At 52.6% G+C, this 13,034-nt stretch carries 12 protein-coding genes; 5 read left to right on the top strand and 7 right to left on the bottom strand.

The features are described from left to right. Positions 1 to 6 precede the first annotated feature (6 nt). From KJZ99_08765 to rplI, 5 genes are all read left to right on the top strand, one after another. A complete protein-coding gene (locus KJZ99_08765) occupies positions 7 to 639 on the top strand; it encodes a 50S ribosomal protein L25 (GenBank protein MCL4305992.1) in 633 nt (210 codons plus the stop codon). Positions 640 to 670: 31 nt separating this feature from the next. Beyond that, positions 671 to 1,237: an aminoacyl-tRNA hydrolase gene (pth, locus tag KJZ99_08760; GenBank protein MCL4305991.1), complete on the top strand. Its 567-nt coding sequence runs from the start codon at positions 671 to 673 to the stop codon at positions 1,235 to 1,237. Between the two features lie 58 nt (positions 1,238 to 1,295). Then, on the top strand, positions 1,296 to 1,790 hold the full coding sequence (rpsF, locus tag KJZ99_08755) for a 30S ribosomal protein S6 (protein MCL4305990.1): 495 nt from the start codon (positions 1,296 to 1,298) through the stop codon (positions 1,788 to 1,790). 76 nt (positions 1,791 to 1,866) lie between these two features. After that, the gene (locus KJZ99_08750; protein MCL4305989.1) at positions 1,867 to 2,346 is read left to right on the top strand and encodes a single-stranded DNA-binding protein; all 480 of its coding nucleotides are present in this window, start codon (positions 1,867 to 1,869) and stop codon (positions 2,344 to 2,346) included. A gap of 13 nt (positions 2,347 to 2,359) precedes the next feature. Beyond that, entirely contained in the window at positions 2,360 to 2,806 is a 447-nt protein-coding gene (rplI, locus tag KJZ99_08745; protein ID MCL4305988.1) for a 50S ribosomal protein L9, read from the top strand. A 79-nt stretch (positions 2,807 to 2,885) separates the two neighbouring features. Here the strand turns inward: rplI and KJZ99_08740 are convergent, their stop codons facing one another. Genes KJZ99_08740 through KJZ99_08710 form a run of 7 tightly spaced genes read right to left on the bottom strand, consistent with a single transcriptional unit; the run spans position 2,886 to position 12,993 of the window. Continuing rightward, a complete protein-coding gene (locus KJZ99_08740; protein ID MCL4305987.1) occupies positions 2,886 to 3,641 on the bottom strand; it encodes a DUF1295 domain-containing protein in 756 nt (251 codons plus the stop codon). Between the two features lie 35 nt (positions 3,642 to 3,676). After that, positions 3,677 to 5,092, bottom strand: coding sequence for a glycine--tRNA ligase (locus KJZ99_08735; protein ID MCL4305986.1), 1,416 nt, complete (start codon positions 5,090 to 5,092; stop codon positions 3,677 to 3,679). Between the two features lie 18 nt (positions 5,093 to 5,110). Further along, positions 5,111 to 5,803 (bottom strand): DNA repair protein RecO, encoded by a 693-nt coding sequence (gene recO / locus KJZ99_08730; protein ID MCL4305985.1) that lies wholly within the window; start codon positions 5,801 to 5,803, stop codon positions 5,111 to 5,113. Positions 5,804 to 5,811: 8 nt separating this feature from the next. Continuing rightward, positions 5,812 to 6,633, bottom strand: coding sequence for a ribosomal RNA small subunit methyltransferase A (rsmA, locus tag KJZ99_08725; GenBank protein ID MCL4305984.1), 822 nt, complete (start codon positions 6,631 to 6,633; stop codon positions 5,812 to 5,814). Then, a complete protein-coding gene (locus KJZ99_08720) occupies positions 6,630 to 9,206 on the bottom strand; it encodes a hypothetical protein (GenBank protein ID MCL4305983.1) in 2,577 nt (858 codons plus the stop codon). The genes rsmA and KJZ99_08720 overlap by 4 nt, the downstream gene beginning before the upstream one ends. Further along, positions 9,188 to 10,108 carry a hypothetical protein gene (locus KJZ99_08715; GenBank protein MCL4305982.1) on the bottom strand — a complete coding sequence of 307 codons (921 nt, stop codon included), beginning with the start codon at positions 10,106 to 10,108 and terminating at the stop codon, positions 9,188 to 9,190. Before KJZ99_08715 ends, KJZ99_08720 begins: the two co-directional genes overlap by 19 nt. Continuing rightward, positions 10,108 to 12,993, bottom strand: a complete 2,886-nt coding sequence (locus KJZ99_08710; protein MCL4305981.1) for a hypothetical protein — start codon at positions 12,991 to 12,993, stop codon at positions 10,108 to 10,110. The genes KJZ99_08715 and KJZ99_08710 overlap by 1 nt, the downstream gene beginning before the upstream one ends. Positions 12,994 to 13,034: the final 41 nt, after the last annotated feature.

Raw genomic sequence — 13,034 nt, 5'->3', positions numbered from 1 at the left:
CAAACCATGTCAGAGCACGCAATTCTTTCCGCTGAACCGCGCAAGCCGAGCGAGCCTAAAGGCCACCAGCTTCGCAAAAGTGGCCGTATCCCCGGGGTATACTATAACGCCAAGCACGAAGTCAAGCACGTGTCTTTTGACTCGATCGAGCTTGGTCGCTTGCTTCGTAAGGAAACGGCCGTGATTGACTTGAGAGTCTCCGGCCAGACGCTGCCGTGCGTCATTCGCGAAGTGCAGCGCCATCCGGTGTTTGGAGAAGTTCTGCACGTTGACCTGATGGGCGTTGATTTGAGCCAGAGCATCAGAGTGCGTGTTCCGGTCCATGCCGTCGGCGTGTCTTACGGCGTCAAGACCGAGAACGGTATCCTCGACGTCATTCTATATGAACTTGAGATAGAGTGTCTTCCTGATGCAATGCCCAGTCATATTGACGTCGATGTGACAAACCTCCATATCGGCGACGCCGTGCGTATTCAGGATATCTCGATCGAGGGAATCACCGTTCATGGAGACCCCCAATCGGTCATAGCGCACGTGAGCGGCAAGAAGGCCGAGTTGGAAGCGGAGGCTGGCGCCGGAGTTGAAGGTGCAGCAGCTGAACCGGAAGTAATTCGCGAGAAGAAGCAGGTTGAGGAGTAGTTCCTCGCGCTCTGCGACTGTTTGACGGATGATGCGGCTTGTAGTTGGACTTGGCAATCCCGGTTCCGAATACGACAACACGCCGCACAATATTGGTTTTGCCGTTGCGGAAGAACTTGCGAGAAGAGTCGGAGTTGGTTTCAAGCGCGGACCCGTGCCTGAGAGCATGTCTGCCAACCTCCCGGCACGCGACGCAATGCTGCTTCTGCCGCTGTCTTACATGAATCTCTCTGGGCGTCCTGTGTCTGCGGCTTTGCGCTGGCACAAGCTTGAGCCCCGGCAGTTGATAGTGGTTTGTGATGATGTCAATTTGCCGTCTGGCAAGTTGCGCATTCGCGCTGCAGGAGGTCCAGGTGGCCAGAAGGGGTTACGCTCGATTATCGAGACACTTGGTACGGAGGACATTCCTCGCCTTCGTCTCGGGGTAGGGGGTGGTGTAGCGGGTGCGGATGTCGCCTATTGGGTTTTGCGCAAGTTACGCGGCAAGGAGTTAGACGCCTTTCACGAACTTGCTGCGCGCGGAGCGGATGCAATTGAGCACTGGCTGGAATATGGATTGGACGCAGCGATGAATCGCTTTAACGCGTCCGAAAACTAATAATAAACCCTGCTTGTTGGAGGCAACACAGCAAGCCGCAAAGACCAAAGGGAGCATAATGAGCCGTATAACGACCTACGAACTTGTTCTAATCTTCGACTCAAACGTCGAAGCAGAGCAGATCGAGCATGATCTGCGAAAGATTCACGACTTGGTGCAGTCGCACGGTGGAAAGTTCCGTCGCTGGGAGCGTTGGGGCAAGCGCCGTCTTACCTATGAAATCCGTCACCGCCAATACGGAGTGTATGTTCTGACGGTCTACGATTTGGCGACGTCTGAGACTCATGAACTTGACCGCTTGTTACACTTGACGACATCATTGCTTCGCCATTTAGTCACAGTCGTTGATCCCGAACGGGTTCCTGAAGTGGATGATGAATCGGTCGCGTCTTTGGGCGCAGCGAAGCAGGTTGAACCGGAATTGGATTCGACGCCATCTATGGCAGCAGATGTGCTGGATGTAACCATCGATGACGAGATTGAGGATATTGTGGATGAAGATACGGAGACGGCAGGCGTAGCGGGAGACCCTACTGCCGATAAGCCGGCGTAACGGAATGATGATCCTCGCCTTCAGGGAGAGGCGCGGTATCACGTAAACGTATTTGTGGCAATAAGAGGGAGAGAGTATGGCGGAATTCAAAATGCCGGATATCAACTGTGTCATAATTGCGGGCAACCTGATTAAGGACCCCACTTTTCGCAAGACGACCTCCGACGTGCCGGTTGCGAACTTTACAATCGCGTCGAACCGAAAATTCAAGGATTCGAGCGGACGGATCAAAGAAGACGTGTGTTTCATCGGCATTGTCGCTTGGTACAAACTTGCAGAAAGCTGCAAGGAGAATTTGCACAAAGGCAGCGCTGTGTTGGTTGAAGGAGAATTGCAAAGCCGAAGTTTTGCCAACGAGGACGGCACCACGAGAAGCTGGGTTGAGATAAAGGCGCGCCGTATTCAATTCCTTAACCGCCGCGATCATCTCGGTGATAGTGAGCACCATGCGCATGTTGACTCCTATGAAGATGAAGAACACCCGCATCCGCACGACGAAGATGAGCGTGAACATACACACTTCACGTTCCAGAACTACGTACTAAACAAGCCATAACCAAGATAGACACATGCAAGTTATTTTGCGAACAGATTATGAGTCGTTAGGCAAGATCGGCGATCTGGTGCAAGTCAAGCCCGGGTATGCCAGAAACTACCTTATTCCGCGTGGAATTGCGTTTGCCGCGACAAAATCAAATTTGGCGCGCCTTGACCAAGAGCGCAAGACACTCCAGATGCGGGACCTGAAAGAACGTCGAAAGGCCGGAGACGTTTATGCCCAGATCAACGGACTGCGGCTTCTCAAGGGCGTTCAAGTGGGCGAAGAAGATAGGATGTTTGGGGCTGTGACCTCCGCTGATATCGCTGAGCTGATTAAGGAGCGGGGTTACGAAATAGACCGCCGCAAAATTCAGCTCGAAGAGCCGATCAAACATCTGGGCGAGTTCAATGTTCCTATCAAGCTGCACCGCGAGGTTATCGCGACGGTTACGGTGGACGTCGTTCCCAACTTGTAAGTCAGACTCGGATAAACAAAAGCAGAAGCCCGGCCAATGGTCGGGCTTCTGCTTATCATCAATTGCATTCGAGGCGCAACTACGCTTCTATTCGGACATCTGGTTCACTTAGAATGCGTGTATGTTTTCTCATGAAACGAACGACGAGAAACATGAAGAGCGACAAACCCAGCAGCACGTCCCAGACAAGATCAGTTCGGAAGCGGCCCTCGATTACATAGTGCTCAATTGCATCCAGCACATAGAAAGTCACGACAAGCCCGGCCAGTGAATACGCTTCGCTCCGTAACCCTGCACGAAAGGAAAAAGGCAGGCTGGGAGCTATCCATCCCCGAAACCGCGGAATCAAACAAGGGACGGTATTTGCCCAAGTACGGTATGCTTCCCCAAACTTCTTATGCAAGAATGACTCTTCGGTCGAGATGATTCGCTCGTAGTAGATGTAGAGTCCGAGCACTCCTGCCGACGCAAACCACGGCGACTTTGTGAACAATAGGACAGACGTGTAGATAATCATGTTCCCAAGGTAAAGAGGATGACGGCACAGCGAATACATCCCCTTCACATTCAAGGCATCGGCAACTTGACCGCTTCGCGTATTCCTTCCAGAAGTGCCGCTTTGCGCAAATCCCAAGGATACAAATCGAATTGCACTACCGATCAATCCGAGTCCAAGGCAAGCAAGATCGAACATCAGGTCAACATTGTGACTATCGCTAATGTATCGCTTGTAGTGAAGAATGTTCCAAATTCCCAGGGGTACAAGGAGCAGCGGCAGGTAACTCCTGTAGCGGAAAAGCGAGTTGCCTTGTCGGCACATTTCATCGTACAGCATGTAGGTAGTCTTAGATACTCGCGCGAATTGGTTGATCAGTTGGCGGCCAGCTTTGTGGCGAGCAATGAAGGAAGTTCGGCCATACGAACCCGCAGCTGCTCGAGCGAATCACGATCTCGCAAGGTGACTGTTTGATCCTCTTTTGTCTGATAATCAACCGTCACTCCCCACGGCGTCCCGATTTCGTCCATCCTGCGGTAGCGCCGGCCGATGGATCCAGAATGATCCGTGAAAACAGTGCCGACCTTTCGCAGGTCATTTGCCAGTTGATCCGCAATTTCCGCTAACCCATCCTTCTTCACAAGCGAGAAGACGCCAGCTTTGACAGGCGCAATGGCCGGAGCGAGTCGCAGGACGGTTCGAGGTTCCCCGTCTTGTGTATCCTCGTAGTACCCGTCAACAAGACAGGTAAGAAGAGTTCGATTTAAGCCGGAAGAAGTTTCGACAATGAATGGTGTGAAACGGTCTTTTGTTTCTTCATTCATGTAGCTCAAATCTTTCCCGGAAAACTCGCTATGGCGTTTCAAGTCGAAGTCCGTCCGATTGTGGACTCCCTCGATCTCTTGCCAGCCGAACGGAAATTCATACTCAATGTCGTACGCATCAGCGGCGTAATGGGCAAGCTCCTGCGGCGTATGCTGGTGCAAGCGAAGTTTCTCAACTCGAATGCCCAGCTTCCTGTAATAGTCGAAACGTTTGTCGCGCCACTTCATCAGCCATTCGGTCGCCTCTTCAGGACGAACGAAGAACTGCATCTCCATCTGCTCAAACTCGCGCGTGCGGAAAATGAAGTTGCCGGGAGTAATCTCATTTCGGAATGCCTTGCCGATTTGTGCGATACCGAACGGCAGTTTCAGCCGCGAAGTATTCAGGACATTCAAGTAGTTGACGTAAATGCCCTGGGCTGTTTCCGGGCGTAGGTAAACGACTGCTGCGCTTTCTTCCACAGGACCCAGAAACGTCTTGAGCATTAGATTGAACAAGCGTGGTGATGTCAGATTCCCAGTCGTGCCGCAGGTTGGGCAGGTTGCCTCAGCCCAGCGGACTTTGACAAGCTCGTGAAGATCTCCTTCTCCGCCCTCGCGAATCTCTCCCTCCATTAACGCGCCGAGTTTCTTCTTTGTCCGCCACTGTTTGATGAGGTCCTGGGCTTTAAACCGCGCCTTGCAGTTTTTACAGTCGACTAAAGGATCAACGAAACCGTCAACATGTCCGGAGGCTTTCCAGACCTGCGGGTGCATGAGAATGGACGCATCGATGCCCACGATATTCTCGTGAAGTTGGGTCATCTCGCGCCACCAATAGTTGGCTATGTTATTCTTCAGAGCGACCCCGAGTGGGCCGTAGTCCCATATCGAGGCCAGACCGCCGTAGATTTCTGAGGATTGGTAGACAAAGCCGCGGCGCTTGCAAAGGCTAACGACTTTGTCCATGAGATTCTGAGAGGCCATCGCTATGTTAGTTGTTTGTCATGAAAGTTTGACTCTTGCCCAATTCAATGCACCAAGCGACCGCAACTGTGCAGGAAAAGCTAAGTGTCGAGTAAAGTAGTTTCGGAACCATATCGTGATTTCTTGTTCGGCAAGTTGCGAAGTCCTTAGTCGGGCCGCCATCTCTATGGATGAATCCCGTAGTTTCCTCAAAATGGCGACAGATTCCAAGCTCAAATGTGAACCGAATTCACTTTTGATGTCAATTTCAGTCGGCGTGAAACCGATTTGCGTCAGAAGTTCCAGCTCAAACTTCCAAAGGACTGGCATGATCCTCAACACCCGCGACTCACACATTGATAACGCGGACTGGGAGATGCCATAAAGCTCGGGATGCGGGTCCTCGTCCTTCAAGCATCGTAGCAATAGCTCTGCGATTGTGTGAGCAACCACCAGAAGCTCAAGGGAGTTGCGTAGCGCATACCTTGAACGAAGTAGTGTGATCTCGTGCGCGATCTGAACTTCACGCGAAGATTTATGCCCCCAAACGACTTCCAGCTCATAACACGGTTCGATTGCCAGTGCTGAACCATTCTTGACTTTGCGACGTGCCCCCTTGGCTAACAGTCCAAGCTTGCCATGAAGCCTGCTGAATACATTCAGAATAACCGAGCTTTCGCTAAAGGGTGTTACGCGTAAGACCAGGACAGAATCGCGTATCAGCTCGCTCATTGTGTCAACTATTCCAACTCTCGGGATATTGCGTTGACCAGTGAGCACCACTCCTCAACGGATAGTGTTTCCGGTCTGCGCGTAAAGTCAAATTCGACACGCTGCCAGCTTGGATGGATGCCCGCTAATTGAGAAAGGGTCGATTTGAGCATCTTGCGCCGCTGCGAATACACGAAGCGAATAATTCGTTCAAAGAGTTTGTAGTTAGTCGGATAGACTTCTGGGATTCTGAGAAATTCCAATCGAACTACACCCCCGTCAACCTGCGGCGTCGGCCGAAAGGCGCTCGCCGGAACGATAACGTGAAGGTCGGTAAGAGCCTCAACCTGCACAAAGACGGAGAGCTTTCCGTAGACCCGCGACCCTGAACGGGCAACCATTCTTTCGGCGACTTCGCGTTGCATCATCATCACCGCCAGCGAAAACCATGGAAGTGATGTATCCAATCGAGCGTGTCGATTGTGCTCAAGCAGCCGATAGATGATCCCGCTCGAAAGGTGATAAGGCAGATTCCCGACAACCTTGAGAGTCTCGAACTCACGAATTGACTGAAGGTCAAAATCCATGAAGTCTGCATGAACGAGAGAGAAGTTCTCGCTTGCACCAAACTTCTTTGCAAGATAGTCCTGCAGTCGGTCGTCAATCTCGATCGCGATAACTCGCGCGGGTGATTCTACTAGCAATTCGGTGAGCACCCCGCGACCTGGACCGATTTCTACTACCGTATCTCCGGGACGTATCTGCAGTGCCGCGACGATTTCCTGAGCGTAACGCCGTTCAGTCAGGAAGCATTGACCAAGGCTCTTCTTCGGGAGCGGTGGAACACTCAAAACAGATAGTCAAGCTGCACGCGGAAGGACCACGCGCGTTTTACGATGTTGTCCCCTGCGAATTCACGCCCCGGTATCGGATCCGGATAGCTATTTCCGTCTCGTGCTTGAACAAACGTCTTTGTGACGGGGCTGTCGCCAGTGATCTTAAGTCTGGCTGTAAGTGCGCTCGAGAAGCGATTTGTCAGTGAAACCCACCAGCGTGTAGACTTGCCATCCACGACAACAAACTCTGTGTCCTCGAAGTTCCAGAGAAAACCGTCGTACATCAGCCATGCAGTCTTTAACTTAAGCGTATGCGAAAAATTGTGTGTAAGCTCCAATCCGACTGCCTCCTGCGGAGAAGCCGTTTGTGCGTCGATCGGACTCTGCCCGGTGGGATCAGGTTCACCGATTAAACGTGGTCGCGGTGTGAACCTCGTGTATCCGCTGGCGTACATAAGCTCGAGCTCATTAAATCGTGACAAACGATACTCAAGGTTGACTCGATTCTCGTAGGTCTGGAAGCCTGCAGGTTGTGTCGGAGCACTATTCCAACGTCCTTGCAGCTTTTGCCTCAACCTCAGCACGATGGGCCAAACGGGACGATATGTAAACTTCCCAACCCAGCGGTAATAGTCAGCTTGATCCGGCACGCGTGTCCAATTGTCAATCTCTGCGACCACAAGCAAGGGGCGCGAGATCTGGTAGCGAGCCTCGAAATAGATACCTGTCTCAGCTTGTGGAGCTGCCGAATTTCTCTCTAACTGAGCAAATGTGGGTGTAGCAAGATAAAACTCGTCTTCGTAAGTTGTGCCGTTGTAACGAGAGTAATTTGCAAAACTTCTGCAGTACGGATTGTCAAACCCGATCGAATAGTCGCGAAACACACCCAACATGGTCAGCGAGTTCCATTGCACGTGACCTGATGCGACAAGGCCGTGCGGATCATCACCTATGCCAAGAACGCCACCTGACTGCTCGAGTTCCGCATACTCAAACTGAAAAGTGTAGTTCCTGACAACCGTCATCAAGTCAATCCCAAAGACCCGCCTGACTCCTCGCGCTCCGCTCCACAACGATCCATCAACGTCAGAACGATGCGCATTGAGAATCTCGGAGTTGATCCGATTGTCAGCAATTTCGTCTCGCTCGAGTGGATGGATGACGGGATAGATAGTAACTACGGTGTCTCTTCCCGTGCTGGTTGTTGCGTTCACTTGGTAGCCCTGCCCGAAATCAGGCTTGATCGGACGATCATACGCAAACTCAGACGCGATGACACCAAGCGAAGTTCCCGCGAATGGCCGATAAGAAAGCTCTCCACCGTAAGCAACTTCCCGAACGGCGTCAAGCATGGACTGCTTGCCGTCGAATGCGGAAACTTGGACTGTGTCGCCGCTGGGAAGAACCTGCGTCGTTGGATAGATGTCTTGATCGTCACGTGGTACCAATGTGATCAGGCGATTCAACGATCCATCCGGATTCAATATCGCATCTTTTCTCTGACTTGACAAGAAACTAACAGCCTTCCACCGCCCATAGCTCGCTTCAACTGCCGCGCCCTTCAATGTGAACTCACGAGAGCGTGAAAGATCAGGAGCAATTCCCGTTAAACGCTTGTCGAACCCAAAGCCGGAGTATCGGGGATTGAAGTAATCGCCACTCTCTAGCGCAACGCCTTGCCCAAGCGAAATCTGGTAGCTTCCAATATATGCACGGTCAATTCGCACTGGCCCGAGCATCTTCTTTTCGAGACCGGCGAACCACTTCATTTGTGGAATCTGTGCACCACCAACATCCCAGTACGACGTCTTCTCTCCGAGGCTTCGGTGCCAGAGCGCGCCTGCCTTGAAGTCTCTTGCGTAATTAAGACGTAGTTTGTGACTTACATCGGGGGTGGGATCGACCAGCAGCGTAGGATCAATGGCGAGCTCCTCGTCGGCGAAAAACGGCGTATCGTATGCCCGAAATGTGTAGGCTCCGTGCCATTCGCGGCGCAGCTCCCTTGTGTCGTAAGAGAGATAGTTTCGAGCATTGCGATATCCCCAGGAGGACAAACCCGGAACCGCTCGCAAATCGCGCGCGCCACGAATCCCGCCCTGCAATTTCACTTGATTGTGGATCGCCACAGCGTCTGCAGGCGAGACATTTTGCAAGTCCATCAACTCATCGAGCGTCGCTTCGTTGACGTTCATCGGCTCCAGCATGCGGTCGATCCACTCATCGACCAACCCTACATTCGTACCTTCCTCGGTGCCGAGGGTTTCGATACGATAATACGCGTCCTCGATTCGGTCCATGCGGTCGTCGCCCGGGCGAGGTGGGCTGATCCGCACGAGTGATCGCAATTTCTTCAGAGTGATTGCGTCAATTTCGGGCAGATCATTCAGCTCGTAGAGGTTCTTAAACGGACCTTCATACAGCAGGCGTTCCCAAATCGCATCCGCCTGCTTTGGAGTGATAGGCAAAGCGACGATTTGCTCACGGGTCGCAAAATTCAAGTCCAGCAGCTCGTCAGCGGCTGCGATACTCGAACAAACGAGTAGAATGCACAATAACCATCGCATGGACATCACGACGCTGGCTTCCAAATTTGGCCAAGACTCCTTGGAACGTCGAAACCAACACTGAAAGTATGCGAAGGAGCGAGTATCGGATGATAAAGCAGTGCGTAGTCGACTATCAAGTCGCGGTAGTTAAGCCCGAAGCCGGCAGTAAAGATGTTCGGATTGGACATCACTCCGACGCGAATGTGGAAAGGCTTGACAACCTGAAGATCTCCACCCGCCTTAAACACTGCTCCTGCATCAAGGCGGCGCTCAATGTCAAACGTTGTGCGCACACCATAGTACGGCTCATACTGAACACCTGCCGTCATTGTGCGCGGCAAATCGCGTTTCAAATATTCGCCCATCTGGGGATGATTAATGTTGTGAAAGGCTCCCGCGAGATAGAATCGATCCCAAAGCTTGGCTGTGGCTCCGACGTCCAGTCCGAAGACCGTCGAGCTTCCCAGATCATAACTGCCGGACGGGCCTTCCACCGACTCTCCTAATCCCCATGAAATCAGCTTAAGCGCATAGCCAAAGCTAAGCGCAGAATGAATGTCTTCCTGCAGCAAGACTCCGTGAGCCACAGAAATTTCCGTTTCGCTTGAGATTGTTTCTCCGCCAAGCCGTGTTCCCAAAGACTGTATGGCGACACCAATTGACCCTGCCTTACGGGGCAAAAAAGTGTATCCGGACGCCGCAAGATGCGAAAGAAAGGCGGTTCCGTAGGGTTGATGGTAAGCGAGCCGACCACCTGTTCCGTGACTCATCCCGAGACCAGCGGGGTTCCACAGCACTGCGTCACTGCCACGAGCTGCGGCTGTAAATGCACCACCCATGCCTTGTGCGGCTGGTGTCGGAAGATGCGGATTCGAGACTAACTGCGCAAATGCAGGTAAGGACAAAGCGAAAAACGCGCTGAACAGTGTGATCAAAATTCGCATCACAGGCGTGTCCCCACAACCACAGGTTTTGTCACGGAGTCTGTTCTCCCGTTCTCGATGGACTCAAGATGCAAGATGTACGTGCCGAGAGGCAAAATCTCACGAAGATCATTTCGCCCGTTCCAGACGATATATTGCGGGCCTCCGGCCCGTTTGTCCACAAAAGTGTGCACAAGCTGTCCTCGTAAATTGAATAGGCGCAGCCTCACTGCTCCCAACGGCGGCGCATCGTAAAATATTTCCAGCGTCTGTCCAATGTCAGGTGCAAACGGTCGATTTGGAACTTCCAGAATTAGTCTGCCACTCGGCGCACCCGTAGCATCCGGATCCGTAAAATCCTCAGAGTAGCCCGCGAGCATTTGGAAGTCGCCATTGAAAGTAGAAGACGGTCCTGCAATGCTCACGCGATGTCCGACAAGCTCGCCAAGCGGTATCCACTGGCCGTCGTCATACACGCTGTCTAACTCCATGGAGTTCCAGACGCGGACAGTCAAATTTCCACTGCCATCATCAATAAAGATGTTCGTCCCGCCACCAACATTTTCGTCAACCTGATAGACGGTGCCGGTGGCCAGACACCATGTTCCTGAACCGCGTAAATTTGGATCCGAGACGGCAACTACTGCGGCTTGTGCACGCAAATCACCTGTGCGGAGTTCGATGGGCTGAGGCAGGGGCATGTTCTCTGAGAGCACTCGGACATCAGGAGAGTTCGCGCCGCTCGCAAATTCACCTAATTGGATGGCACCCCCAAATTCATTGACAAGCCCTGTGATCTCGATTAGATTACCGCGGCGAATTCCGGGAAAAGTACCTGCCGCGCCGGTTTGCGAAAGGCTGAAGCCTCTGCCGCTGTTATCCTGTATGAAAGCTGAGATTCGCCGCGAACCTGAGCTTGTGGTAACATCTTGAACAAAGTTTACAACCCCGCGCAGGGTGACGCGCGTCTGATTGAATGCCGCAAAGTTGCTATAGATGTCGGCGATCTCAACGACTTCATTTGGGAAGTAGCCTCCAAACCCAAACGAGGCGCTCGCGAGCACGTTTCCGGCCAAGTCAGAAATTTCCGTGACTGTCAGCTCGTACGCGGCCGTTGCGGGCATCGACTCTATCGTCTCGATCTGAATGGTTTTGCTGTCTGAAAAGAGTTGCGCAGAGAGTACGTGCAAGGTGGGGAAAGCAGGATTGGTAACCTCAACGATCCTGAATCGATCAAGGTTATCCACGACGGAAGGCGCAAGCCGCTCATTGAATCTTACATTCACTCGATACTCTGTCACGGTGGAGACACTCACCAACTGCGGTGCGCGGCGGTCGATGATGCCCATGTCTTCATCATATCGGGGAGCGATCATATGTCCGGGATTGCTGTTGAAGCCGACACACCCTTGAATATAGGTGAAGCTGTCACCCAGCGCAGGAACATATTCCAGTCCGAAATCGCCAAGAATGACTCCTTCACCCGATGCGTCGCGTACGGTCCACTGGTTAAAGCTCCCGAAACTCGAGATGTTCGTTACCACGCATGGACCGATGTAAACAAACCCGCCTTCGTAAGCCTCGGAAGAATCTGGCAGCATAGACGCATACAGAGTATCCGGCGGCGGCACTACTCCGGTTCCGAGCACGGTGACATTCGATACGCTGGACAGCTCCGTTAACCCAAAATACTCCTGCACCCGTGCCGTGACGGAAACACAGTCACCTTGCGCCGGAGTCAAAGAGGGATTGAACACAAGCACCCCTGACCAAGGTCCGCCGCCCGGGTCACTCATGAAAAAGCTTCCCCCGTCAAAACCCGAACCCGTAACAATACCTGTTAAAGTGACTATCTGTCCGTTATAGGGTGAGTCACCTCCCGTCGGACTGCCGACGTACTGAATATCGAAAATCGAGAGCGTGATAGAACGCACGAAATATGAATAAGTTTGGCTTGGTGCGTTTGCAGGGGAAAGAGCCTGTGCTCCCTCAGCATCGCGGACGGAAAGATAGTAGTATGCGGTGGAACGCTCCGGCCCCGCAGGCAGAATGCCGCCCCATACACCATCTTGTGCGGCACCGTCCCCATGAAGCCCGTCGTCGTACATCATCACTGCTGAGAAGTCACCAGCTTGGCCGAATCTGTAGAACACCAATGCTTCAGCGACTTGGTTATTATCATCGCTAATCGACGCACGCACGGTTACAGGCTGTACCCCAGTGGGACGATCGGGTGTATGGCCGACATTCGTGATAATCGGCGGCCGGTTTGAGAAGAAACCGAAATCAGCGTCATTACGCGGGTTGATCGCAAACTCATTACTCTGATAGGAAACTATTCCGCGCAAGTATTGCAGTGTGTCGCCGACGAACGGCTCGTATCCGAACTCGAATCCCTCGCGCACCCGCAGTGGTCCGCTGCCGTCATTCACGATGAAAGTGCTGCCGGTAATCTCTGTCACGACGGCATTACTCAGCTCAACGAATACCCCTTCGTGCCGTTCCTCGATGCTGCCAGAGAGGGAGAGATGTGGGGCGATGGTCCTCGGCCCGGCATAAGGTCCTGCAAGTAATTCAGGGCTATTTAACCTTGTTTGGCCGGCGCTTTCTGCCACGGTCGCGCGAAGAGTTACGGAATCGCCGACCTGAAAATTGCGTTCCTGAGTGTCGAAAACCAGAATGCCACTCCATGGTCCTCCGCCCGGGTCCGAAAGGAAGTACTGCAGCCGGGAGGTGCCGAATCGCACCCCGGAAACAAGCCCTGTTACTTCTACCGACTGGCCTACAAGTGGAGATGACCCGTCAGGGTTATCAGTATACTGAATCGAGTACACTGAAATCGGGTCTGCCAGTGCATAACTTATTGATAATAAAACACTAAGAGCGATTGCCGCCTGAAGTCGCATACGAATTGGGGTGGAAAGTTGAGAATCGGAAGGGGGATTAG

The sequence above is a fragment of the bacterium genome, assembly GCA_023382385.1.
Classification (GTDB): domain Bacteria; phylum Electryoneota; class RPQS01; order RPQS01; family RPQS01; genus JABWCQ01.
This window is presented reverse-complemented; position numbering and strand designations above follow the sequence as displayed.